The sequence below is a fragment of the Prevotella sp. E15-22 genome, from assembly GCF_023204875.1.
GTDB lineage: Bacteria > Bacteroidota > Bacteroidia > Bacteroidales > Bacteroidaceae > Prevotella.
Genome location: NZ_CP096247.1, coordinates 3,005,818 through 3,031,080 on the forward strand (window position 1 = coordinate 3,005,818; position 25,263 = coordinate 3,031,080).

Annotated in this window: 17 protein-coding genes; 13 read left to right on the top strand and 4 right to left on the bottom strand. The window is 52.7% G+C overall.

The annotated features are described in order from the left end of the window. Positions 1 to 34 precede the first annotated feature (34 nt). Both M1D30_RS12425 and M1D30_RS12430 read right to left on the bottom strand, forming a co-directional pair. Positions 35 to 3,760: a hypothetical protein gene (locus tag M1D30_RS12425; protein WP_248504444.1), complete on the bottom strand. Its 3,726-nt coding sequence runs from the start codon at positions 3,758 to 3,760 to the stop codon at positions 35 to 37. Positions 3,761 to 4,018: 258 nt separating this feature from the next. Further along, entirely contained in the window at positions 4,019 to 6,403 is a 2,385-nt protein-coding gene (locus M1D30_RS12430; RefSeq protein ID WP_248504446.1) for a polyribonucleotide nucleotidyltransferase, read from the bottom strand. A 204-nt stretch (positions 6,404 to 6,607) separates the two neighbouring features. Between M1D30_RS12430 and M1D30_RS12435 the strand changes: the two genes are divergently transcribed. The 11 genes from M1D30_RS12435 to argB all read left to right on the top strand — a co-directional run bounded on the left by M1D30_RS12435 (position 6,608) and on the right by argB (position 20,547). Beyond that, positions 6,608 to 7,771 (top strand): TlpA disulfide reductase family protein, encoded by a 1,164-nt coding sequence (locus M1D30_RS12435; protein ID WP_248504448.1) that lies wholly within the window; start codon positions 6,608 to 6,610, stop codon positions 7,769 to 7,771. A gap of 44 nt (positions 7,772 to 7,815) precedes the next feature. Then, the gene (locus tag M1D30_RS12440; RefSeq protein ID WP_248504449.1) at positions 7,816 to 8,154 is read left to right on the top strand and encodes a hypothetical protein; all 339 of its coding nucleotides are present in this window, start codon (positions 7,816 to 7,818) and stop codon (positions 8,152 to 8,154) included. Further along, positions 8,151 to 10,514, top strand: coding sequence for a DUF3160 domain-containing protein (locus M1D30_RS12445; protein WP_248504451.1), 2,364 nt, complete (start codon positions 8,151 to 8,153; stop codon positions 10,512 to 10,514). The genes M1D30_RS12440 and M1D30_RS12445 overlap by 4 nt, the downstream gene beginning before the upstream one ends. Then, entirely contained in the window at positions 10,483 to 11,397 is a 915-nt protein-coding gene (locus tag M1D30_RS12450; RefSeq protein ID WP_248504453.1) for a CapA family protein, read from the top strand. Before M1D30_RS12445 ends, M1D30_RS12450 begins: the two co-directional genes overlap by 32 nt. 98 nt (positions 11,398 to 11,495) lie before the next feature. Continuing rightward, on the top strand, positions 11,496 to 13,814 hold the full coding sequence (topA, locus tag M1D30_RS12455; protein ID WP_248504456.1) for a type I DNA topoisomerase: 2,319 nt from the start codon (positions 11,496 to 11,498) through the stop codon (positions 13,812 to 13,814). Between the two features lie 6 nt (positions 13,815 to 13,820). Next, a complete protein-coding gene (locus M1D30_RS12460; protein WP_248504458.1) occupies positions 13,821 to 14,348 on the top strand; it encodes a shikimate kinase in 528 nt (175 codons plus the stop codon). A gap of 918 nt (positions 14,349 to 15,266) precedes the next feature. After that, the gene (gene speA, locus M1D30_RS12465; RefSeq protein WP_248504460.1) at positions 15,267 to 17,162 is read left to right on the top strand and encodes a biosynthetic arginine decarboxylase; all 1,896 of its coding nucleotides are present in this window, start codon (positions 15,267 to 15,269) and stop codon (positions 17,160 to 17,162) included. Positions 17,163 to 17,204: 42 nt separating this feature from the next. Continuing rightward, positions 17,205 to 17,639, top strand: a complete 435-nt coding sequence (locus M1D30_RS12470; protein WP_248504462.1) for an ATP-binding protein — start codon at positions 17,205 to 17,207, stop codon at positions 17,637 to 17,639. A gap of 9 nt (positions 17,640 to 17,648) precedes the next feature. Next, positions 17,649 to 19,445, top strand: coding sequence for an SLC13 family permease (locus M1D30_RS12475; protein ID WP_248504465.1), 1,797 nt, complete (start codon positions 17,649 to 17,651; stop codon positions 19,443 to 19,445). Positions 19,446 to 19,456: 11 nt separating this feature from the next. Continuing rightward, positions 19,457 to 19,759: an STAS domain-containing protein gene (locus M1D30_RS12480; RefSeq protein WP_248504467.1), complete on the top strand. Its 303-nt coding sequence runs from the start codon at positions 19,457 to 19,459 to the stop codon at positions 19,757 to 19,759. Continuing rightward, positions 19,756 to 20,547, top strand: coding sequence for an acetylglutamate kinase (gene argB / locus M1D30_RS12485; protein ID WP_248504468.1), 792 nt, complete (start codon positions 19,756 to 19,758; stop codon positions 20,545 to 20,547). The genes M1D30_RS12480 and argB overlap by 4 nt, the downstream gene beginning before the upstream one ends. Here the strand turns inward: argB and M1D30_RS12490 are convergent. Next, positions 20,534 to 22,312, bottom strand: coding sequence for a DEAD/DEAH box helicase (locus M1D30_RS12490; protein WP_248504470.1), 1,779 nt, complete (start codon positions 22,310 to 22,312; stop codon positions 20,534 to 20,536). The genes argB and M1D30_RS12490 overlap by 14 nt on opposite strands. An 84-nt stretch (positions 22,313 to 22,396) precedes the next feature. On the opposite strand from M1D30_RS12490, the gene M1D30_RS12495 reads away from it, so the two are divergent. Next, entirely contained in the window at positions 22,397 to 22,927 is a 531-nt protein-coding gene (locus M1D30_RS12495) for a TIGR00730 family Rossman fold protein (RefSeq protein WP_248504472.1), read from the top strand. A 29-nt stretch (positions 22,928 to 22,956) separates the two neighbouring features. Here the strand turns inward: M1D30_RS12495 and M1D30_RS12500 are convergent, their stop codons facing one another. After that, a complete protein-coding gene (locus M1D30_RS12500; protein ID WP_248504474.1) occupies positions 22,957 to 23,886 on the bottom strand; it encodes a carbohydrate kinase in 930 nt (309 codons plus the stop codon). Positions 23,887 to 23,979: 93 nt separating this feature from the next. Here M1D30_RS12500 and M1D30_RS12505 point away from each other — a divergent pair, with 93 nt between their 5' ends. Continuing rightward, positions 23,980 to 25,230 carry a pitrilysin family protein gene (locus tag M1D30_RS12505; protein ID WP_248504476.1) on the top strand — a complete coding sequence of 417 codons (1,251 nt, stop codon included), beginning with the start codon at positions 23,980 to 23,982 and terminating at the stop codon, positions 25,228 to 25,230. Positions 25,231 to 25,263: the final 33 nt, after the last annotated feature.

Consider the following 25,263-nt stretch of genomic DNA (forward strand, 5'->3'; position numbering starts at 1 on the left):
GAGATTGGTCAGTTTTTTATTTCTGAACATTTCTTTAGTTACGAATCTTCTGAATCAGGGTAGCGCCATTGCTCAGGGTTACCTTCTGGATCATGATGCCCTTATGAGCCTTGGTAGCCTTGCGGCCATCCAGTGTGAAGTACTCAACCTTAGCGGTCTTGCCTTCCACAGTAGCGATACCAGTGAGGTCGGGGCTGCCAGCCTTAGAGCTGTTCTTACCGAGGTAATAGAGCTTGAAGTCGTCAGCAACAACCCAGCTACTTGTCTTTTCCTGAGCCTTCTTGATACCGATGGTCAGCGTCTCGTCGGCCTTCACCTTCACGATAGCCTTATTGGTGTAAGTTCCAGGATTCATCTCGATGAGACCCTTACCGCTTACCAGTGAACCAGGTACATAGTAGGTAACGCCATCAACAGAGAATTCACCCTCACCTTCATAGCCAGTAGACTCGAGCATTGCGTCACCAGCAGCCATCATGTTGGCGATAGGAGCAGTGTAAACAACGCTGTCACCATCAACACCATAGAGCAGAGCCATTGAGTTAGAAGGATCTTCCTTCCAGCCAGTGAAGTTCTCATCGTTTTCACCGTTACGTACCCAAGCGTCAACAGTCAGCTCATAAGTACCCTCGGGCAGACCCTTGATGGTCTGATACATATCGAATGCTGACTGCCAGAACTCGATAGCCAGAGCGCTCTTCTGAGTATCATCATTACCCAGGTTACCAGGATTTGTCCAACCCTCTGAAGAGTTAGCAGTCTCGTCAACGTCAGAGAAGCTTGCAGACTTGATCACTGCAGTAACATCCTTAGGATCATCGTCGCTTGCAGAAGCCCAATCAGAGGGCAACATCAACTTGGTGTACACGACAGCAATCTTCTCAAGGTATTCAGTAGCCTCAGCATCAGTAATAGAGTGTTCCTCAATACCATTCATAATGGTAGTGTACAGATTATTAGCCTCATCCTTAGCATCCTGGTTCTCAGAACTGCTAATAGCCTCATTGAGTGATTCTGCAGCAGAACTCAACTTCTGGAACAGGGCTACAGACTTAATGATAGCAGCACTCAGGTCATAAACCTTAGTCAGCACAGCGAACATTGCCTTACCATCCTTAGCAGCAATAGCGTCCTGAGCCTCCTGATTCAAAGCAGAAGCCTGCTCATAGATATCCTTACCCATAGCCTGGTCAAGGTTCAAACTCTTCAGAGCCTCCTCAAGTACAGGCTGAACCAGCTCAGCTGTGGGCTCGTGGTAAATCAACTTGAAGTTATCCCAGATACACCACCAGTCTTCATTCTTATCCATCTTCACACCAATACGGAAGGTATCGCCCTCCTTGGCAATCAGACCATAGGCAGTTGTCTTATACATACCATACAAGCCAGCCTCCTCGTCAATATGGAAGCACTGAGCAGCGCCACCCATTGAGTTGGGGAATTCATTGCCATTAACTTCCTCCTTAGTCCAGCTCTCAACAATCTGGAAGTTAACACCAGCCTCAGCAGGAATCTCTGAGTAAACACTGGGGAACTGACTCATAGCATTGTTCATATAGAGGTATACAGGAGAAGTATAGGGCTCTACAAGCTCATCACCACGCTGGTATCCACCAACCTCGCAACGAACATAACCCTGAACCTGCAACTCATACATACCTACAGGCAGATTCTTAATCTCCTGCCATACATCCCACTTGTGACAGTGCCAAGACTCGAAGCAAGCATTGTAGTAGCCAACAGTAGACAGGAAGGTATCACCATCGCCATTGATAGGACCAGGAGTTACGTTACCGCCATCTACACGATCAACAGTCCAGCCCTCGCTGGTACCGCTGTTCTCTGTTGTGCTCTTCTCGAAAGTAGGATTGGTAATGAACTTGGTCATGTTCTTGCCTTCGTAAACGCCAAGCTTATCAAGTTCAATAATTTCATTCATCCAAGCTTTAACCTTAGCGATCTCAGCCTCAATTTCCTCATTAGTCAAGCTAAGTTCGTCAATAAAGAACTCATAGCCCTCCTCATCATCTTCAATATAGTCTGCCAAATCCTGTGCAGGTTCCATCTCTTCATAATCAGGATTTACAACCATATTTCTAGCTTCATTAATAACAGAAGTATATTCCTTCCAGAGTTTGATGTTCTTATCCAGAGCAGCCTTGGTCTCGTCAACGCTCTTCAGGATAGCGTTAACCTCAGCCAAAGAAGAAGCAGAAGCGCTATTGTTTGAGTAAGCAGCCTGATAAGCCTCCAAATAAGACTTGGTGTAGAGAGTACCTGGCTCGATTACATAATCACTGTAATCTTCCATAGCCTTTTGCAGGTAGAACTGACAAGCATCGGCAGCCTTACCATAATAAGTCAGAGAGAAGTCATCGAAGATAGACCACTCATCACCAATATTAACATCCTTCTTCACACCGATACGCAGGGTGTCACCAGCGTTAACAGCCAAATAAAGGGTATTCTTGTACTGTCCCAGAGTGTGCATATAATACTCTGCAGCACCCATGTTGTTAGGAACGTAAACAGTTACGCTCTCACCACTTTCAGGATCGTCATATGTTACAGCAACGTCACCAACATTCTGGTTCTCAGCCTGAGCACCGCTAAACACATTAGCAATAGCGGTCTGACGTGTATTGCCACCTGCTACAGCATACAACTTAGCATACTTAGAAGCCTCGTTGTGAGCCAACCAGTTCTGGATGGCGCTTGAGCCATTGCTACCAGCACGATAGAATGCGTTTACGCCCAAAGCATACACACCTTCAGGAAGTTCCTTAATATCCTGATAGGTATTGTAGTTCATGTTCCAGTACTCAGCATTCTCTTTACCACCATTTGCGTTGAACTTAGTGCTCCAACCAGTAGTAAGGTCGTTTCCATCGAAGCTGGGGTTCACAATCTTATTGGTCAAGTCAGCAGGATTCTCCAAAGAAGCATTGGTCTTACCCCACTCTACGAATGCTGCATTCAAATCGCTGATAGCCTTCTCAAGCTCAGCCTTAGTTGCAGCCTCATTAGCATAGATAGCCTCATATGCAGAAGTCTCGGTAAAGCCCTTTGCCTTCACGTCCTCAATCAAGACACGTAATTTCTCGGCAACAACCCAAACATCAATAGCCTCAGCATAGGGAGCATAGTTCTCTTCAGTCACGAAAGCCCAGTTAATGCAGTTACCCTCTTCCACGGGAAGATAAGGTACGCATGCGGTACTTGTGCTGCCGGTCTTCCAACCCATATACATTCCCTCACGATATGCAGGATGTTCAATGGTCTCACCAGTCTCTGCATCGGTAGTAGCATCCCAACCGGGGTTACCATTCTCCTCACTCTGAGCAAAGAGTCGGAATGTCGCACCATTATCCTCAACACCCCAACGGTAGTTAGCCTGGTTGCCAAGGTCAACGAACATAGAATTCTCGTTGTCGAAGAACGTCAGTTTCCATGCGTTCTTAGCAAGAGAGAAGTCGTTAAACAAATAGGTGAGGTCATAATTTCCATCAACCGTGAAAGCGACCTTCAAGCCTTTGTCACCGATACTCACCTGGGTACCCCAAGCATTGCCTTCGGTGAAGAAAGCTTTGGCATCAACATTGTAGAGATAGAAATACGTATCAGTAGTCTCGCTTGCCTCAAAACCCTGGGTCTGAGCAGGAGCGGGCTTCTGACGTACGCCATCTACAATCGTTGCCTGAACAGTTCCGGTTAATCCCAACCAGAGCGCCGACAAAACTAGTAGTCTTGAAATTTTCATAAGCCTTAATTAGTAAGTTAGTAAAAATATAAAGTTAATTAAAAGAGTTAAATTTCACATATTGTTATTGGTGAAAAGACCCACTTTAGGCCAATTCGGGTGCAAATATAGTTATTTTTTTAATAACTCGTATCAAAAATTGAAGTTTTTTTTGAATTTAACAAAAAAATATAGTGTTCATGAAACACTGAGAAAAATGAAAGCCTCGCAACCCGTTGAGGTCGCGAGGCAAAATATGAAAACTTAAAACGGATTTAATTAAAAATCCATGTGGTCCAGCGCGTCGCTGAAGTCCTTCGGCTCCTTACTCTCGGTAGGATCACGATAGGGCTCAGCCTCTTGCTGTTGCTGCTGTTCAGGACGGGGACGACGCTCGCCACGCTCAGGGCGCTCACGACGGTCGCGGCGATCACCACGGTCGCGACGGTCACCACGCTCAGGGCGCTCACGGCGCTCGCCACGGGCAGGACGCTCTACATAATCGGCGGGCTTCTCAATCAGCACGCGGTGTGAGAGCTTATACTTACCTGTCTTAGGATCGATCTCAAGGAGCTTCACCTGGATGTGGTCACCCTCCTTGATGCCAGCCTCCTCGACAGTCTCGAGGCGCTTCCAGTCGATCTCAGAGATATGAAGCAGGCCATCCTTACCAGGCATAATCTCTACGAAGCAGCCGTAAGGCATGATGCTGCGAACCACACCATCATAAACCTCGCCTACCTCAGGAATAGCAACGATAGCCTTGATCTTAGCCAGGGCAGCGTCGATGCTATCCTTATCGGGACCAGACACCTGTACCTTACCAACACCGTCGGTTTCCTCGATGGTGATAGTGGTCTTGGTATCCTCCTGCATCTGCTGAATGATCTTACCGCCAGGGCCGATGACAGCACCGATGAACTCCTTAGGAATCTCGATCTGAACAATGCGGGGAACCTGAGGCTTGAACTCAGCACGTGGCTCAGCGATAGTATCGGTGAGACACTTCAGGATGTGCTCACGACCAGCCTTAGCCTGCATCAGAGCCTTCTCGAGGATGTCGAAGCTCAGACCGTCGCACTTGATATCCATCTGGGTAGCAGTCAGACCATCCTTTGTACCAGTAGTCTTGAAGTCCATATCACCCAGGTGGTCCTCGTCGCCGAGGATATCGCTCAATACAGCGTATTTATCTTCTCCAGGATTCTTGATCAGACCCATGGCGATACCAGAAACGGGCTTCTTCATGGGCACACCAGCGTCCATCAGGGCGAGGGTACCAGCACAAACGGTAGCCATTGATGAAGAACCGTTTGACTCGAGGATCTGAGAAACCAGACGTACGGTGTAAGGGAAGTCCTCAGGAATCTGACCCTTCAGACCGCGCCATGCCAGGTGACCATGACCAATCTCACGACGGCCTACGCCGCGCTGAGCCTTAGCCTCACCAGTACAGAATGGAGGGAAGTTATAGTGAAGCAGGAAGCGCATGTAGCTCTTGTCGAGCACATCGTCAACCATCTTCTCGTCGAGCTTGGTACCCAGCGTACAGGTAGAAAGTGACTGTGTCTCACCACGGGTAAAGATGGCACTTCCGTGAGGCATGGGCAGGGGAGATACCTCGCACCAGATGGGGCGGATATCGGTGGTCTTACGACCATCCAGACGGATACCCTCGTCCAGAATGCAACGGCGCATAGCGTCGCGCTCCACATCGTGGTAGTAGCGATCCATCATAGCGCTGTACTCGTCGTCAGAGATGACCGGAGTTTCTGAATTTTCCGGAGTTTCTGGAGCAGCAGCGCGCTCAGCGAAGAACTTCTCCTTGAAGTCCTCGAGCAGTTTCTCGAAAGCGTCGGCACGGTCCTGCTTGGGCAGAGCCTGCTTGGTGATATCGTATGCGGGCTGATACAACTCTTTATTCATGCGTGCGCGCAAGTCCTCGTCGTTGATCTCATGGTTGTACTCGCGCTTTACATCCTTGCCGAGCTCCTTGCTCAACTCCTTCTGCAGTTCGCACATAGGCTTGATAGCATCCATGGCAGCTTTCAGGGCACCGAGCAGATCCTGCTCAGAAACCTCCTTCATCTCACCTTCCACCATCATGATGTTCTCGGCAGAGGCACCAACCATGATATCCATGTCGGCCTCCTTCATCTGCTCGAAGGTAGGATCGATTACATACTCGCCATTGATACGAGCCACGCGCACCTCAGAGATGGGGCACTCGAAGGGAATATCCGAGCAGGCCAGTGCAGCCGAAGCAGCAAAGCCAGCCAATGCATCGGGCTGATCAACGCCATCTGCAGAAAGCAGCATCACGTTGACGAAAACTTCTGCGTGATAATTGCTGGGGAACAGAGGACGGAGCACACGGTCCACCAGACGACTGGTCAGGATTTCGTTATCAGAGGCTTTACCTTCGCGCTTGGTGAATCCACCGGGGAAACGGCCAGCAGCACTATACTGCTCGCGATAGTCTACCTGCAAAGGCATAAAATCGGTTCCGGGAACTGCATCTTTTGCGGCACAAACAGTGGCCAGGAGCACAGTGTTGTTCATCTTCAGCATGACAGCACCGTCGGTCTGTTTTGCCACTTTCCCGGTTTCAATGGTGATGGTTCTGCCATCAGCCAATTGAATGGTTTTTGTAATTACGTTCATCTTGTTTAAAACATCTAAAAAAATAAAATCGTGCAAAGATACATATTATTTTAGTATTTAGTGCACGAAAAATGAATATTTTACTCTTTTTTATGATTTTAATGGCGTTTCGATTAAAAAAATCCGTTTCTTGTTAAAAAAAAGAGTTTTTTTTTGTTTTGTTGTCGTTTAATCGTAACTTTGCACGCAAAATTTGAAGAAACGATGAAGAATATCTTTGTTTTGGCCATCGCTACATTAGCCTTTGCAGCCTGCGGCGAGAAGAAACCAGTGTTCACTGTCAAGGGCACCGTAGAGGGTGCTCAGGACTCAGTCCTTTATCTCTACAACAACTCACTGAGCGGTCCTGTAAAACTCGACTCTGTGAAGTTGGGCAAGGACGGTGCGTTCTGCTTCGAGAGCGAGGCACCGCAGGCACCCGACCTCTATTGCCTGAACATTGACAATCAGATCATCTATATCGGTATCGACTCAACCGAGACGGTCACCATCAAGGCGAAATATCCCAACATGAGTCAGCGCTACGAGGTAGAGGGCTCGGAAAACTGTCAGAAGATCAAGGAGCTGGCGCTGAAGCAGCAGCAGTTGCAGCAGCAGGCCATCGCCCTAGAGCAAAACCTCGACCTGAGTCGCCAGCAGGCCCTCGACTCTATCCAGACGCTGGTCAAGGCTTATAAATACGACGTGGTGCGGAACTACATCTACCCTGATCCCAAGACCATCTACGCCTACTTCGGTCTATTCCAGACCTTAGGTCAGTGGAACCTCTTCGACCGTCAGGTGGCCGAGGATGTGCCCATCTTTGCCGCCGTGGCCACCAGTTGGGACACATTTTATCCTGAGTCAGACCGTGCCAAGCACCTGCACAACATGGCATTGAAGGGCATGAACGACAACCGTCAGGCCATGGCCCGCGAGATGATGGCCGCCGAGACAGCCGAGAAGGTGGTGACCTCTGGCATCCTCGACCTGGAGTTGCCCGATGCCAGCGGACGCACGCGCACACTCACCAGTCTCAATGGCAAGGTGGTACTGCTCGACTTCCACCTCTTTGGCATGAAGGAGTCGGCTGCCCGCATCCTGAGTCTGCGCGAGCTGTACAACAAATACCATGCCCAGGGCTTTGAGATCTATCAGGTAGGACTCGATGAAAACGAGCATTTTTGGAAGCAGCAGACAGACAATCTGCCCTGGATATGCGTATACGATCCCACCTATGCCTCGGCCCAGCGCTATAACGTGCAGGACCTGCCCGAGTACTTCCTGATTGACCGCAGCAACACGCTCTACAAGCGTTCGTCGCAGATGAACGACGTGGAGGCCGAGATTCGCACGCTCCTGGCAAACCCTACCAGCTCAGCCAAGTAAGCGATAGTCTCTACTGGCTGAACGACTGGCGGCTGCCCTACCCTGTGTACCGTTTCTGCACAGGCGACGTGGATGGAGACGGGAGCCTCGACGCATTGGTGGGCGTCGTCAAAAACACGCGATTCCATCGGGAGGTAGCACGCCGTATCTTCATCTTCAAACAGGTAGATGGCAAGGTGCGCCCCCTGTGGTTAGGCTCGCGCTTGGGAGCCACCCTGGTAGACTTCCGTTTCGTTGATGGCTGCATCAGGGCCCTGGAGACCGATGAAAAGGGCCATTATGCGGTGGTAGACTATACCTGGAAGGACTTCGGACCGGCCTTCAAACGGTTCATCATCAAAGACACCAATAAAAATAACGCCATAAAACAATTTAATCTATGAGAATAATCATTTCCTTGGTTTTCGCCGCCATGCTCCTGGTGGGCTGTGCCACCAAAGACCAGACGGCACCCGTGAGCACACTCGACGTGGAAAGTCTGCGCGACAGTGTGGACCTCGACATGGACATCACGGGTCTGTCACTCAGCGACCTGCGCATCCTGGAAAACGTCTTCCTGGCACAAAAAGGCTATCCCTTTGAAGATGCCTACATCCGCAGTGTCTATGGTTCAACAACATGGTACGACTCGCTGATGTGGGAATTCGACCAGAACGAGCAACACTTCGTCGACGCCCCATACAACGAAAACATGTCGTATCGCGAAAGCTACTATAACAGCATAAAGCCCGAATTCATCGCCTATACCGACGAACAGCGCGCCTTTGTGAACCGTGTGCGACAGCGCGAGGACGAGTTGCGCAAGCTGAACTTCAAGTCAGAGAAGGAAGGCGACAAGGTGAACATCCTCAATATCGTGAACCCTGCCTTGCTGAAAGATCCAGACCAGCAACTATGGGACTACCTGGGACGCAACGGCTTTGCCATCGTACCTGCCCAGCACCAGCAACTGTTCCATGTCTATGAGCAGAACGACTACCACGAGTTCCCTGCCTTCGTCACCACCGACCTCTTCCTACAGCTCTATCACCTCTATTTCGACTGCATGTTGCGTGAGGTAGAGCAGGAGAAGTTCATACCACTCTTGGATGAGTTCTGCAAAGAAGCCCGCAACAAGTTGTCGACAGAGAACGACGACCCAGCAGAACAGTGGCTCTCCACCTACTTCACCGTGGCCAACGCCCTGTTGGACGGATGCCCTTTAACCACCGATGAAACGGCACAAACAGAATATAAAAAGGTGATGGAGAGCGAGGACGCCCCGTCGGAGTTCCTGGGTTATACGGACGTCTTGTTCAACTACAGTCTGTTCCGCCCTCGCGGCCATTACACCCGCAACGAGGCGTTAGGCCGTTACTTCCGCACCATGATGTGGCTGCAAACCGTACCTTTCCAGACCGACAAGGAAGAGGATATGAAAAAGGCACTCATGCTGGCCCAACTCATTGGTCACAACACCAAGTTAACGAAGCTCTACAAGCAGTTGACAGAACCCATGACCTATCTGATGGGACAGCCCGACGACGTGAGTATCCTGCAGGTTTGGCAGTTACACCAGCAAGAGCCCGACTTCAAGAAACTCTGCAAAAAGATCGATGAAATCGCAGAAAAACAAACACGCATCCGTCCGAAGTTCCTGCGTACGAGCAGAAACAAGGTGCGCCTGATGCCCCAGCGCTATCAGCCCGATGCTGAGGTGCTGCAGGAGATGGTGGACTACGATTCTGAGACCACCAAGCGCAAAGCACCCAAGGGCTTGGACGTGTTTGCCGCCATGGGCGTGAGTGCTGCCGAAAAGATTCTCGTTGACGAGTTGAACGAGCCCAATCGCTGGGGCAAGTACACCACCAACCTGAAACGCATGAAGAAGCGCATGAACGAGATCAAATGGAGCGAGAATGCCTCGACCCAGTGGATGAGCGCGCTGAAGACCATCGCCGACAAACCCCAGCATGCACCTTACTTCATGCTCACGCCCGAATGGGATAAGAAGTCGCTGAACGCCATGCTGGGCTCCTGGACAGAACTGAAACACGACGCCATCCTCTATGCCAAGCAGCCCATGGGTGCCGAGTGTGGAGGCGCTGGTCCTCCCGACCCCATCGTCAAGGGCTATGTGGAGCCCAACATCCAGTTCTGGCAGAAGGCCATCGACCTGCTGAAGGAGAACAAGAAGATACTGAGCACCCACGACCTGCTCACAGAAAAGATTGCCAACGCCAACCAGCAACTCATCGAGCAGGCTGAGTTCCTGCTGGCCATGAGTAAGAAAGAACTCAAGGGCGAGGTATTGAAAGACGTGGAGTACGACCAGCTGGAATATATCGGCGCGAAGTTCGAAAACATGTCTTTAGACCTGCTGCGCGACAGCGAGCACGAGTTCTGGAGCTGGGAAGCCATCCAGGGCCCCGACCGCAAGGTGGCGCTGGTGGCCGATGTCTATACCGCCAATGCCGACAACAACCCAGACAAGAGCATCCTCTACGAGGCCATCGGCGATGCCGACGAGATCTACGTGGTGGTGGAGATTGGCGGCTACCTGTGGCTCACCCGTGGCGCTGTCTTCTCGTATCGCGAGTTCGACCGTCCCATCGACGAACAGCGCATGAACGACGAGGAATGGCAGCAGTATCTGGAGCACCACCCCAGATGGGGCGTGCCAGAATGGATGAACCCCATCATTGTGCCGTTGAATCAGGCACCCATAGATAATGAAAGCGTTTTTTATAGCTCTGGTTGCTAGTATAACATGTCTCTCTGGTTTTTCCAAGGAATCCAGAGAGACATGTTTGCTTTTTACTGGCGACATCCTTCTGGACCGAGGGGTGCGCACCGTCATCGACAAGCACGGCATGCATCACCTGTTCACCCCACAGATGGACTCGCTCCTCAGGGCGTCGCAGGTGGTGGTGGGCAACCTGGAATGCCCTGCCACCAAGACGAAGGCTCCTGTACAAAAGCGCTTCATCTTCCGTGCCGAGCCAGAATGGCTGACGGTGCTCCGTCAGCATGGTTTTACACATTTGAACCTGGCCAACAACCACAGCATAGACCAAGGACGCCAGGGACTCCTGGACACGACAGAAAGGATCCGTAAGGCGGGCATGACGCCCGTCGGCGCTGGTCGCAACATGCAGGAGGCCGTGCAACCCGTGCTCCTTTGCTCCCACCCACGCAAGGTATGGCTGGTGCCTTCGCTCCGTCTGGCATTGGAAAACTACGCCTATCTGCCAGAGAAGGCCTGCGTGAGTCAGGAGCCGATGGAATCAGTGATTTTGCGCGTCAGGCAACTCAAAAAGGCCGACCCGCAGGCCGTGGTCATCGTGTCGCTCCACTGGGGTGGCGAGCACACGCTGAAGCCCGTTCCCAGTCAGCGGCTGGAGGCTCACCGACTGATCAACGCTGGTGCCGACGCCCTGATCTGTCACCACACCCACACGCTGCAAACCATCGAGAACTATCGTGGAAAGCCCATCTACTATAGCATCGGCAATTTCATCTTCGACCAGCAAAAGCCACTGAACAGTAAGGCATGCGTGGTGAAGGTCGAAGTGACCAAAAGCCAAGTCAAGACAACAACGATTCCTATTCAGATAAAAAACTGCGTACCCATCCCTATTTTCTAGCTAAATCGTTAAGAAAATAAAAAATCTCCTATATATATAAGGTGGAAACAAACTTTTTGCTTACTTTTGCACCCCAAATTATCATAACAAGCAAAAGTATGCAGAAAAATCTTGTAATTGTGGAGTCGCCTGCCAAGGCCAAAACAATTGAGAAGTTCCTGGGCGGAGACTATAAGGTGATGTCCAGCTACGGACATATTCGCGACCTGAAAAAGCGCGAACTAAGCATCGACGACAACTCGCTGGAACCCGAGTACGAGATTCCCGAGGAAAAGACTAAACTGGTGAACGAACTGAAGGCGCAAGCCAAGAAAGCCGATCAGGTGTGGTTGGCATCCGATGAAGACCGCGAGGGAGAAGCCATCTCATGGCACCTGTGCGAGGTCCTGGGCCTCGACGAGGAGAAGACCAAGCGTATTGTCTTTCACGAGATTACCAAGCCAGCCATCCTCGATGCCATTGAGCATCCACGTACGCTGGATATGAACCTGGTGAACGCCCAGCAGGCACGTCGTGTACTGGACCGCCTGGTAGGTTTTAAACTGTCACCCGTGCTTTGGAGAAAAGTAAAGCCCGCCCTCTCGGCTGGCCGTGTACAGAGTGTGGCCGTGCGCCTCATCGTTGAGCGCGAGCGCGAGTTGCAGGCCTTCAAGAGCGAGACCTACTATAGTGTGAACGGCATCTTCGCCATCACCAACCCTGACGGTTCGATGAGCGAGGTGAAGGCCACGCTGGCCCAGCGCCTGAAGACCGAGGACGAGGTGCAGAAGTTCCTGGAGCTTTGTAAGGACGCCACCTTCACGGTGGAGTCAACCCAGAAGAAGCCCACCAAGCGCACCCCTGCTCCCCCATTCACCACCTCTACCCTTCAGCAGGAGGCCGCCCGTAAGTTGGGCTTCACGGTGAGTCAGACCATGATGGTGGCGCAGCACCTCTACGAGAACGGACGCATCACCTACATGCGTACCGACTCAGTGAACCTGTCGTCACTGTGCGTCGAGGCTGCCAAGGAGGAGATTACCAACCGCTATGGCGAGCAGTACAGCAAGGTGCGCCAGTATCACACCTCATCGAAGGGTGCACAGGAGGCTCACGAGGCCATCCGTCCCACCTACCTGAATCAGGAGAACATCGAGGGCACAGCACAGGAGAAGCGCCTCTACGACCTTATCTGGAAGCGCACGGTGGCCTGTCAGATGGCCGATGCCGAGATCGAGAAGACCACAGTGAATATCACCATCAGCACCAGCACCGAGCAGTTTGTGGCTCAGGGCGAGGTGGTGAAGTTCGACGGCTTCCTGAAGGTTTATCGCGAGTCGGTGGACGATGACGACGACAACAACAAGGACGAGTTCTCGCACATCCTGCCCCCACTGAAGAAGGGCATGGAACTGGTTCGTCGCGAGATCAACGCCACAGAGCGCAACAGTCAGGGCCCCCAGCGCTATACGGAGGCCTCGCTGGTGCACAAGCTCGAGGAGTTGGGCATCGGTCGTCCTTCTACCTACGCTCCCACCATCAGCACCATCCAGCAGCGCGAGTATGTGGTGAAGGGTGATCACAAGGGCGAGGAGCATCAGTATGCTGTTATCAGCCTGAAAGGCAAGCAGATAGCTACAAAATATCGCACTGAGCTCACTGGTTCCGACAAGGGTAAGCTGATGCCTACCGACATCGGTATCGTGGTGAACGACTTCCTCATGGAGAACTTCCCTGGCATCATGGACTACAACTTCACCGCCAAGGTGGAGCAGTCGTTCGATAAGATTGCCGAAGGCAAGCAGAAGTGGGGCAAGATGATGAAGGACTTCTACAAGGACTTCGAGCCCGTGGTCGAAAAAACCCTCAACGCCCGTTCTGAGCACAAGGCCGGCGAGCGCGAACTGGGCATCGACCCCAAGAGCGGCAAGCCCGTGTTCGTGAAGATCGGTCGCTTCGGACCCGTCATTCAGATTGGCTCGGCCGAGGATGTGGAGAAGCCTCAGTTTGCCCACATGCCCAAGGAGCTGAGCATGGAGACCATCACCCTGGAGCAGGCACTGGAACTGTTTAAGTTGCCACGCATGCTGGGTGCCTACGAGAACGAGCCTGTGACCATCGGCACTGGTCGTTTTGGTCCCTACGTGCTCCACAAGAAGACCTATACCTCACTGCCCAAGGGTACCGATCCCATGACCATCACCATTGGCGAGGCCGTGAAGATCATCGAGAGCAAGCGTAAGGCAGAGGCACAGAAGCACCTGAAGACGTTCAGCGAGGACGCTAAGTTGGAGGTGCTCAACGGTCGCTACGGCCCCTACCTGGCCTACGACGGCACCAACTACCGCCTGCCCAAGGCCATGCACGAGCGTGCTAAGGACCTGACCTACGAGGAGTGCATGAAGATTGTGAATAAAGGTCAGAAGCCCGAGGCTTAACCCGTCATGAAAAGAATCATTCTCATAGGCTATATGGGAGCCGGCAAGACCACCGTCGGCAAGGCGCTCTCCAAGGAGCTGAACATCCCCTTCTACGACCTCGACTGGTATATCGAGAGTCGCCGTCGCAAGACGGTGCCCCAGCTCTTTGCCGAGGTGGGCGAAGCAGGGTTCCGCGAGATAGAGCGTAGCATGCTGCACGAGGTGGCCGAGTTCGAGGATGTCATCATCAGCTGTGGTGGCGGCACGCCTTGCTTCTTCGACAATATGGCGTATATGAACCAGCAGGGCCAGGTGGTCTATCTGCAGGCCTCGCCCGAGGTGCTGCATGGTCATCTGCTCATGGGTAAGACGGAGCGTCCGCTCCTGAAGAACAAGAGTAAGGAGGAACTGCTGGACTTCATCAAGGCGCAACTCAAACAGCGTGAGCCCTACTATACGCAGGCGCAGTTCACGCTCAATGTCGACCTGATGGAGAACTACGAGAAGATCCAGATCACCGTCAACAAGCTTCGCTCGCTGCTGGGCATCTAAGGCTCTGTGAGAACAACAATAACAAGCGGTTGGAAAGTGCATGCTTTCCAACCGCTTTTGCTTTGATATTATTTTACAATAGCGCCTCTGAGATTTAAAAATTCTGAGCCAAAAATTTTTTCTGTGCGTACAGGCGAAATATGAGCATGTTTGTAAATCACTGAAAATGAGGGGTTTACAAAATTGGCTCGAAAAGTGTAATGATTTAGAACGCAATCGAATATTCGTTTAGGTTGTAACGGAGCCTGAGTTACACTGCAACGGAGCCTGTTTTGCATGGTAAAACAGCATGAGTTGCATCGTAAAACAGCCTCCGTTGCATCCTAAAATCGATAGGGGTCCTCCGAAAGGTCATTTTTACCCCATTTTTGCGTTCTAGTTTGCATTTTTTCAGAACCCCTTTTTTCGGCACTATTTCTTTACAATATACAATGAACAATGTACAATGAACAATGTACAATGAACAATGTACAATGAACAATGTACAATGAACAATGAACAATGTACAATGAACAAACGCGAGGCGGACGTCGCGCCAGCCGAAATAAGAGACAAGCCGGACCTTTGATGGTCCGAGCCGACGAACGAAGTAAGGGCAGAGTCGAACTTGTTCGAACTATGCCTTACGAGGAGGAGGGGGACCGAAGGTCAACTTACCTTAATGTAAGAGCGACGAGTAGTCGCGGTTGGAGCCCTCCCTGGAAAGGGAGGGGGCCGGGGGTAGGTCGAAGCCCTCCTTAGGCAAGGAGGGTTGGGTGGTTGTGAAAAAAAATAATTCGTTGAAGGTAAGAGAGGGTTGAGGGTTCTTTGTTAAAAAGAAAAAAACATCAAATTCTTATATATTTTGATGTTTTTCTTTATTTTACGCACGTATAAGCAAAAAAAAACTTATCTTTGCAGTCAAAAATAAAACAAAAGATGAAGAAATGGACCTTGGATGATGCCCGCGAGTTGTACAACATCAACGGATGGGGCACAAGTTACTTTGGAATTAACGACAAGGGCGACGTCTATGTGACGCCCAGCAAAGACGATGCACAGATAGACCTGCGCGAGGTGATGGACGAGCTGTCGCTGCGCGACGTGACCGCCCCTGTGCTGCTGCGTTTCCCAGATATTCTGGACAATAGAATCGAGAAGACCTGGAGCTGCTTTAAGAAGGCAGCCAAGGAATACGACTACAAGGCCGAGAATTACGTGGTCTACCCCATCAAGGTGAACCAGATGCAGCCTGTGGTCGAGGAGATTATCAGTCACGGCCGCAAGTTCAACCTGGGTGTTGAGGCAGGCTCGAAGCCTGAGTTGCACGCCGTCATCGCCGTACAGTGTCAGAGCGACTCGATTATCGTGTGCAACGGCTACAAGGACGAGAGCTACATCGAGTTGGCCCTGCTGGCGCAGAAGATGGGTAAGCAGATCTTCATCGTGGTTGAGAAGTTGAACGAGCTCGACATCATTGCACGCGTGGCCAAGCAGTTGAACGTGCGCCCCAACATCGGCATCCGCATCAAGCTGGCATCGAGCGGCAGTGGCAAATGGGAGGAGAGCGGCGGCGACGCCTCGAAGTTTGGACTGACCAGTGCCGAGCTGCTGGAGGCCCTGGAACTGCTCGACAAGAAGGGCATGCGCGACTGTCTGCGCCTGATTCACTTCCACATCGGCTCGCAGATCACCAAGATACGCCGCATCCAGACGGCCCTGCGCGAGGCCTCACAGTTTTATATCCAGCTGCATAAGATGGGTTACAACGTGGACTTCGTGGACTGCGGTGGCGGTCTGGGCGTCGACTACGACGGCACGCGCTCACCATCGAGTGAGAGTTCTGTGAACTACTCTATCCAGGAGTATGTGAACGATTGTATCTACACCTTTGTGGATGCGGCCAACAAGAATAACATCCCCCACCCCAACATCATCACGGAGAGCGGCCGCTCGCTGGCTGCCCACCATTCTGTGCTGGTGATCGACGTGCTGGAGACGGCCTCGCTGCCTGAGATGCCCGAGGAGTTTGAGCCCGATGAAAACTCGCACCAGCTGGTGAAGGACCTGTACGAGATCTGGGACAACCTCTCGCCTCGCAACGTGCTGGAGGACTGGCACGACGCTGAGCAGATTCGCGAGGAGGTGCTCGACCTGTTCTCACACGGCATCGTGGATCTGAAGACGCGTGCCGAAATCGAGGCGATGTACTGGAGTGTGTGTCACGAGATCAACGCCCTGGCGAAGAACCTGAAGCATATCCCTGAGGAGCTGATGAATATTGATAAGCTGCTGGCAGACAAATACTTCTGTAACTTCTCACTGTTCCAGAGTCTGCCCGACTCATGGGCCATCGACCAAATGTTCCCCATCATGCCCATCCAGCGACTGGACGAGCGCCCCACGCGCAATGCCACGCTGCAGGATATCACCTGCGACAGCGATGGCAAGATTGTGAACTTCGTGACCAACCGTCACAACTCACACTCACTGCCCGTTCATGCGCTGAAGAAGAACGAGACCTACTATCTGGGCGTGTTCCTCGTGGGTGCCTACCAGGAGATTCTGGGCGACATGCACAACCTCTTTGGCGACACCACGGCCGTTCACGTATCGGTGAAGGACGGCAAGTACCACATCGACCAGATCTTCGACGGTGAGACCGTGGCCGAGGTGCTGGAATATGTGCAGTATAACCCCAAGAAGCTGGTGCGCCAGCTGGAGATCTGGGTGTCGAAGAGTGTGAAGGAAGGCAGAATCTCGCTGGAGGAGGGTAAGGAGTTCCTGAGCAACTATCGCAGCGGACTCTACGGCTACACCTACCTGGAGCAGTAAAAGCCGCCCTACAAGGAGAAGTAAACACTAAATTATGATAACATGACAAACCAAGAGGCTGACACACGCTATGAGCGCAGTCTGACCCTGCCCAACGACGTACAGACGGTGCCGCAACTGGCCGAGTTTGTAGAGGAGGTATGCGAGACCACAGGTCTGGACATGGGCACGGCCATGAAGATGAACCTGGCCATCGAGGAAGCGGTGGTCAACGTGATGAACTACGCCTATCCCGCTGGCGAGGAGGGCACGGTGACCATCGACGCCAAGGCCGATGGAACGACGCTCACCTTTGTCATCATCGACAACGGTACGCCCTTCGACCCCACGGCCAAGGGAGAGGTGGACACCACCCTGTCGGCCGAGGAACGCGGCATTGGCGGACTGGGCATTCACCTTATTCGTCAGCTGATGGACAGTATTAACTACGAACGCAATAACGGACGCAACGTCCTTACGCTCGTCAAAAAGCTATAATATAAAACAATGTTAAGCGAGTTTATATTCCTAGGATTCAGCATTGAGGCGTGGATCACCCTTCTGACGGTGGTCAGCATCTTTGTGGTGATGGCCCGCTCGCGCATTCCTGCCGAGGTGGCTTTCCTGGGTGCACTCACCGTACTGCTGGTGACGGGCGTGGTGAGCGAGGAAGAAGGCATGGCGGGCTTCGGCAGCGAGCCGGTAGTGATCCATGCGGCCTTCTTTGTCATCATCGCCGGACTGATGCAGACGGGTGTGCTCTACTGGCTCACCAAGAACGTGCTGGGCGATCCTAAGAACTATAACAACGCGCTGCTGCGACTGATGGTGCCCACGAGCATCCTGGCAGCTCTTCTTAACTCGGTCAACGTGGTGGCCCTCTTTATCGATGCGGTAAAGATTTGGGCACGCAAACTGAATATCTCTCCCTCAAAGCTTCTGCTTCCCCTGAGCTATGCGGCCACGCTGGGCGGCATGTGCACACTGCTGGGCAACTCGTCGAACCTGGTGGTGGCAGGCCTCTATCTGAATAAGACGGGCCAGTCGATGAACCTCTTCGAGCCACTGCTGCCAGGACTGGTGCTCACCGTGGTGGGCGTGCTCATGGTGATGATGCTGCAGCATTACATCCCCTCGCGCAGGTCGGCTGAGCAATCGTTCGAGACCACCAGCGACTATACTGTGGAACTGCTGGTGCCCACAGACAACCCTGCCGTGGGCGAGACGGTGGAAGAGGCTGGCCTCTATAGCGTGAAGGGTGGCTCGCTGGTGGAGATTGTGCGCTTCGACCGCGAGATTATCATGCCCGTGCCTAAGGATGAATGGGTGCTGGGCGGCGACCGACTGATTTATGCCGGCCAGATTAACGAGATACTGGAACTGAAACGCACACACGGACTGGCAGCTGCCGACCACCATGTGTGGAGCATCAACGACATTGACACCAAGCGCAAGATGCGCACGGCCTACGTGGACTTTGGCAGCAGTCTGATTGGACGCTCCATGGCGCAATGTCATTTTGAGCAGAAGAACAACGTGGCATTGGTGGCTGTGGCGCGCCAGGGCTACCGCGTAGATGGTCAGCCACGCGAGATCAAGCTGGAAGCTGGCGATACGCTGCTGCTGGAGTGTCCGCCTAAGGGCGACCGACTGCTGGAGCAGGAAACCCGCCACACGGTGACCTTCTTCGACAGTCATTTCGTGCCGCATCTGGGCAAAAAGACCATCACCTCGGCTATCATTCTGGTGCTGATGTTCCTCATTTCATCGCTCCACCTGATGCCGCTGATGGCCTCGACGATGATGGCGGCAGGACTGATGATGCTCCTGGGCTGTTGTCGCATCACGGGCGTCACCAAATATATTGAATGGGAACTGCTGCTCATCCTGGGTGCCACGGTGGTCTTTTCTGTGGCCATCACCAAGACGGGCATTGCCGACAATATTGCCAACCAGGTGCTGCAGCTGTGCGGCCGAAACCCCTATGTGGTCATGGCCGTGATGTGTCTGCTGGCATCACTGGTGAGCGAGTTTGTGAGCGACGTGGGCTCGAGTGCCGTGTTCTTCCCCATCATGTTTCAGCAGGCCGACCTACTGGGATGCAACCCCATGCCGTTCGTCATGTCGCTGATGCTAAGCGTCACCATCAGCTTCGCCTCGCCCATCGGCAGCAACACGCACATGCTGATTTACGGTCCTGGCTCGTTTAAGTTTACCGACTTTGCCCGCCTGGGCATCGTGATGCACATCGTGCTACTGGCGCTGGCACTGATTCTTGTGAACATTATTTATCCATTATACTAAATTCTACCCTTATGAAAACGACATTTAAAGAAGAAAACAACGATTTCGTGATGTATTTCGAAGGACGTCTTGACACTGCCGCCGCACCTGCAGTTGAGAGCGAGATGACACCCCTGAACGACTGCACCGGTCATGATATCATCCTTGACTGCTCGCAGCTGGAATATATCTCATCAAGCGGTCTGCGTATCTTCCTGGCTATCCTGAAAAATGCTAAACCCAAAGGCAGTCACGTGTTTATCCGTGGCTTGAACGATGACCTCCGTCAGGTGTTTGCCATGACGGGCTTCACTAATCTGTTCGAGTTTAAATGATACCCAAGATAACAATCGTGAAAGTGGGCGGCGCCGTTGTCGAAGACGAAGCACAACTGAGTCGCCTGCTTCAGGACTTCTGCGCTATCGACGGACCAAAGATACTGGTGCACGGCGGCGGCCGCAGGGCTACGAAGATAGCCGAGCGACTGAACATCGAGACGAAGATGGTGAACGGCCGACGCATCACGGATGCCGAGATGCTCGAGGTGGTGACGATGGTCTACGGCGGACTGGTGAACAAAAACGTGGTGGCACGACTGCAGGCCCTGGGCTGCGATGCCATCGGACTCACTGGTGCCGACGCCAACATTCTGCTCTCGGCAAAGCGCCCTGTCAAGATGGTGGACGGCACACCCGTTGACTATGGCTTCGTGGGCGACGTCAAACAGGCTAACGGTACAAAAATTGCCCATTTCATCGATACCGGACTCATTCCTGTGATTGCGCCGCTGACGCACGACGGCGAGGGCCACATGCTGAACACCAACGCCGACACAATGGCCTCCGAGACGGCCAAGGCCATGGCTGCCGTGGGCTTCGACGTGACGCTGATCTATGCCTTCGAGAAGCCTGGCGTGCTGCGCAATCCTGACGACGACAACTCAGTGATTGCCACCATTAACCATGCCGACTTCGAGGTGTATAAGGCCGACGGCACTATCAGCGGCGGCATGCTGCCGAAAATAGAAAACGCGCTCGCCGCCACAGATGCTGGCGTCAAGCGCGTCATTATCACGCAGGCCACGGCCATCGACGGCCTTCATGGCACTGTTATTTCTTCTTAGGCTTACGACGGGCCCAGCCTTCCTCCGAGAAGTCGGGCACCTCGCCTTTAAAATCCACACGACTGGGGTTCATCAATGAGCGCCAGTCGTCTTTTTTATGCCCTTTCTTTCTGGGACTGTCATCTCGGCGCTGACCAGCGTCCTTGTCGTCCTCGGCGTTACAGCGCACCGTGCGACCCTTATAGCGGATGCCTGTGAGCTGGGTCATCACCTTGCGGGCGTCCTTCTCGGGCACCTCGAAATACGAGATGGTGTCCAGCAGGTCGATATGTCCCACCTCCTGACGGCCGCCCACATAGCGGTTCAGCGTCTGCATCAGCACGCCAGGGAAGAAGCCGTCCTTCTTGCCCAGGTTGATAAAGAGGCGCTTATAGCCCTTCTGAGCCTTATTGAGGCGCTTCTCGCGATCGCTCTGGGGCTTCTTCTCTTTTTCCTTAACGGGTGCCTCAATCTCAGGTGCATCGGCATAGTAGGCCAGGAACTTACCAAACTCCAGTGAAACAATCTTCTTGATGAGCTCGTCCTTGTCGATAAACTCGAAATAGCGGTTGATATCCTGCAGGAAAGGCGCTATCTCATCGTCGTCCACATCGGTCTTCACAATCTGGTCCATCACCTTATAGAGCTGCTTCTTACAGATCTCCTCGGCCGATGGAATGGGCGTTTCTATGAACTTCTTACCAATAATCTTTTCGATATCGCGAATCTTATGTTTCTCCTTGGAGTGAACAATCGAGATGCTGGTACCCTTCTTGCCGGCACGGCCCGTACGGCCAGAACGGTGGGTGTAGCTCTCCGTATCATCGGGCAGACCGAAGTTGATAACGTGCGTCAGGTCGTCCACATCCAGACCACGGGCAGCCACATCGGTGGCCACGAGCAGTTGGGTGAGATGCTGGCGGAACTTCTGCATGGTGAGGTCGCGCTGCTGCTGACTCAGGTCGCCATGCAGCGACTCGGCATTATAGCCGTCGCGAATCAGCTTGTCGGCAATCTCCTGCGTCTCCAACTTGGTGCGACAGAAGATAATCGCAAAGATCTTGGGGTAATAGTCAACGATGCGCTTCAGGGCCAGATACTTGTCCTTGGCCTGCACCATATAATAGATGTGGTTCACACTCTCGGCACCCTCGTTGCGCGAGCCTACCACCACCTCCTCGTAGTCGGTCAGGTATTTCTTGGCCACGCGCTCCACCTCACGGCTCATCGTGGCCGAGAACATCAGCGTGCTGTGGTCGGCAGGCAGCGACTCGAATATCTCGTTGATGGCATCCGAGAAGCCCATGTTCAGCATCTCGTCGGCCTCGTCGAGCACAATATTGGTAACGTTTTCCAATTTGGCAAAGCCACGGTTCTTCAAGTCAATCAAGCGACCTGGCGTGGCCACGATCACCTGCACACCCTTCTTCAGCGCGCGTATCTGCTGCTCGATGGCGGCACCGCCATAAACGGCCTCCACATGAACACCATCCATATATTTCGAGAAGTCGCGCAGATCGTCGGCAATCTGCAGACACAGTTCACGCGTGGGACTCAACACCAGCGCCTGCGTGTCGCGGTTACTCAAGTCAAGTCTCATCAACAGCGGTATGCCGAACGAGGCTGTTTTGCCCGTTCCGGTCTGCGCCAAAGCAATCATGTCTTGTGTGCTGGTCAGTAGTCTTGGAATGACCTCCTCCTGTACAGGCATGGGCTGTACAAATCCCATTTCTTCAATGGCTCGGCGTATCTCTACGCTCACACCTAATTCTTCAAATGTCTTCATCTTAAATATTTAATCTGTGCAAAGATACGAATTAATTATGAACTATGAACTATGAATTACGAATTATTTTACTACTTTTGCATCATGAAACTATGTATTTTCTGTTCGGCCAATCAGAATATTGACCCAGTTTTTTTCGAGATGACCCATGAATTGGGCGAGTGGGCTGCCAAAAACGGCCATTCCATCGTGTTTGGCGGCCATGACGCAGGACTGATGCATGCTGTGAGTAAGGCAGCGCACGAGAACGGCGGCCAGGTGATTGGCGTGGTGCCACGAAAGATTGAAGAGATGGGGCGACTGAGTCCTTACCTGGATGTGCACATCCCTACGGAGAACCTGACCGACCGCAAGGACCTGATGATGCTGCAGGGCGATGCGTTCATCGTGCTGCCTGGCGGCATTGGCACCCTCGACGAACTCTTCACCACAGCGGCGGCAGCCACCCTGCAATATCACCAGAAGCCCCTCATATTGTGGAATATGAAGGGCTTCTGGAATTCGTTCATTGCCTGCATGGACGACCTGCAGCAAAAGGGGGTTATTCGTGGCGAGTGGCGCAACGGCATCAAAGTGGTTGACACCCTCGATGAAATCAAGGATTTACTCGGATAAGCGTTTTCTTATTCGCGTATTCATCACGCTTACTTCATACTCTTGGCAAAATCCTCGTCTACATAGTTGTTGATGCTCTTGCAGACGTTGGCCGAGAACTTCATGGCGTAGTCGATAACTGCATCCCACTGGGCCTCGCTGAGTCCGTTGTCAATCACCTCACGGGTGATGTTGTGCTTCAGGAGTCCGTAGATAAAGCCGGCATTGAAGTTATCGCCAGCACCGATGGTGCTCACCACATGGTCGTTCTTCAGGATGGGATACTGCTTCTTGAAACCGTTGTCGGCACGCAGTTCCACGGGCTCTGAGCCGTTGGTGCAGATGAACTTCTTGGTATAGAACGACACCTGCGAGCGATAGATGGCGTCGGCATCGGTCTTGCGAAACATCACCTCGAAGTCTTCGGTTGAGCCGCGAAGGATGTCGGCCAACTCCAGGTTTTCAAGGATGTTGGGCGTGAGTTTCATCACCTCATCCTTATGCGAAGAACGGAAGTTCACGTCGTAGTAGAGGATGGCGCCGTGCGACTTGGCATAGTCGAGGAAGCCATGCACCTGCGGACGGATCACGGGGTTCACGGCATAATACGAGCCGAACACCACCACGTCGTTCTCGTTGACCTCAGGATAGTTGAAGTCCAGGCGGTCCTTGGGATGGTCCTTATAGAAGATATACTCGGCATCGTTGCGCTCGTTGAGGAATGCCAGCGAAAGGGGCGACTTCGAGTCGGGATACACCGACACCGACTTGGCATCCACGCCGTTCTCCTCGAGGAAGCTGATGATGCGGCGACCCACACGGTCGTTACCAGTCTCGCTGATAAACGATGCGTTCACACCACAACGGCCCAACGAAATCAGACAGTTAAACGTGCTGCCACCAGGAACAGCCGCCATGGGCTGGTCGTCCTTGAATATAATGTCGAGAACAGTCTCGCCAATACCTATTACTTTTCTCATAGTCTCTTATTTTTTGTTGGCTGCAAAGATACGAATTAATTATGAACTACGAACTATGAACTATGAATTATTTTTCGTACCTTTGCATCGCAAATGACAAAATACAATACAATAACACTGGAAAACGGCTTGCGCATCATCCACCTGCCCTCCGACTCGCAGGTGGTTTATTGCGGCATTGCCGTGAAGGCCGGCACCCGCCACGAAATGCCTGGCGAGGAGGGACTGGCCCATTTCTGCGAGCACCTGTCGTTCAAGGGCACGGAGCAGCGCAGTGCCGTACAGATTATCAACGCCATCGAGGGACTGGGCGGCGAGTTGAACGCCTTCACCAACAAGGAGGACACGGTGTTCTATTGCGCCATCCAGGCACGTCATTTCATGAAGGCGGTCAACGTGCTCTGCGACATCGTGTTCCACAGCACCTATCCACAGAGCGAGGTAGAAAAGGAACGCGAGGTGGTGTGCGACGAGATTGAGAGTTACGAGGACACGCCAGCCGAGCTAATCTTCGATGAAATCGAGAATATTTTGTTCAAGGGCCATCCCCTGGGCCACAACATCCTGGGCACCAGCGAGCAGGTGCGTCAGTACAACAGCGAGGATGCCCATCGCTTCACCAGTCGCTACTACCGCCCCAACAACTGCGTGTTCTTCGCCAGTGGTGACATCAACTTCAAAGAACTAACAAAGCTATTAGGAAAGAACACAAATAATATCACAGAACCCCTCGACCACCAAACTATCTACTCCCCTCCCTCACAGGGAGGGGCCGGGAGTGGGTCCGTTGGGTCTGCTGGGTCTTTTATCCGCCATCGCGGCACCCACCAGGCTCACGTCATCATCGGCTCGCGTGCCTATGCAGCCGACGATAAGCGCCGTTGGGCCCTCTACCTGCTGAACAACATCCTGGGCGGCCCAGGCCTCAACTCGCGCCTGAACCTGTCGCTCCGTGAGCGCAACGGACTGGTATATAGCGTGGAGAGCAGCATGGTGTGCTATGGCGACACAGGCTGCTGGTGCGTGTATTTTGGTTGCGATCCACACGATGTGAAACGCTGCTGCCGACTGGTGAGCCGCGAGCTCAGCAAACTCATGGAGCGCCCCCTGTCGCCCACCCAACTGCGCAAGGCGAAGCAGCAGCTGCAAGGTCAGTTGGCCATTGCCAGCGACAGTCGCGAGCAGTTTGCCCTCGACTTTGCCAAGAACTATTTGCACAGCGGCAAGGAGCGCGACCTCAGCGACATCATGCGCCACATCGACTGCCTCACCCCCGAGGACTTACAAAAAGTGGCCTGCGACATCTTTGCCACAGACCACCTCACTACGCTGATTTACGAATAAAATCCTATTCTGTCTTTTATCTTAGGATATCAT

What these genes read in the sequence shown, in the direction of transcription:
- M1D30_RS12425 (WP_248504444.1), bottom strand. Translation starts at nt 3,760, where the DNA reads ATGAAAATTTCAAGACTACTAGTTTTGTCGGCGCTCTGGTTGGGATTA.
- M1D30_RS12430 (WP_248504446.1), bottom strand. Translation starts at nt 6,403, where the DNA reads ATGAACGTAATTACAAAAACCATTCAATTGGCTGATGGCAGAACCATC.
- M1D30_RS12435 (WP_248504448.1), top strand. Translation starts at nt 6,608, where the DNA reads ATGAAGAATATCTTTGTTTTGGCCATCGCTACATTAGCCTTTGCAGCC.
- M1D30_RS12445 (WP_248504451.1), top strand. Translation starts at nt 8,151, where the DNA reads ATGAGAATAATCATTTCCTTGGTTTTCGCCGCCATGCTCCTGGTGGGC.
- M1D30_RS12450 (WP_248504453.1), top strand. Translation starts at nt 10,483, where the DNA reads ATGAAAGCGTTTTTTATAGCTCTGGTTGCTAGTATAACATGTCTCTCT.
- topA (WP_248504456.1), top strand. Translation starts at nt 11,496, where the DNA reads ATGCAGAAAAATCTTGTAATTGTGGAGTCGCCTGCCAAGGCCAAAACA.
- M1D30_RS12460 (WP_248504458.1), top strand. Translation starts at nt 13,821, where the DNA reads ATGAAAAGAATCATTCTCATAGGCTATATGGGAGCCGGCAAGACCACC.
- speA (WP_248504460.1), top strand. Translation starts at nt 15,267, where the DNA reads ATGAAGAAATGGACCTTGGATGATGCCCGCGAGTTGTACAACATCAAC.
- M1D30_RS12470 (WP_248504462.1), top strand. Translation starts at nt 17,205, where the DNA reads ATGACAAACCAAGAGGCTGACACACGCTATGAGCGCAGTCTGACCCTG.
- M1D30_RS12475 (WP_248504465.1), top strand. Translation starts at nt 17,649, where the DNA reads ATGTTAAGCGAGTTTATATTCCTAGGATTCAGCATTGAGGCGTGGATC.
- M1D30_RS12480 (WP_248504467.1), top strand. Translation starts at nt 19,457, where the DNA reads ATGAAAACGACATTTAAAGAAGAAAACAACGATTTCGTGATGTATTTC.
- argB (WP_248504468.1), top strand. Translation starts at nt 19,756, where the DNA reads ATGATACCCAAGATAACAATCGTGAAAGTGGGCGGCGCCGTTGTCGAA.
- M1D30_RS12490 (WP_248504470.1), bottom strand. Translation starts at nt 22,312, where the DNA reads ATGAAGACATTTGAAGAATTAGGTGTGAGCGTAGAGATACGCCGAGCC.
- M1D30_RS12495 (WP_248504472.1), top strand. Translation starts at nt 22,397, where the DNA reads ATGAAACTATGTATTTTCTGTTCGGCCAATCAGAATATTGACCCAGTT.
- M1D30_RS12500 (WP_248504474.1), bottom strand. Translation starts at nt 23,886, where the DNA reads ATGAGAAAAGTAATAGGTATTGGCGAGACTGTTCTCGACATTATATTC.
- M1D30_RS12505 (WP_248504476.1), top strand. Translation starts at nt 23,980, where the DNA reads ATGACAAAATACAATACAATAACACTGGAAAACGGCTTGCGCATCATC.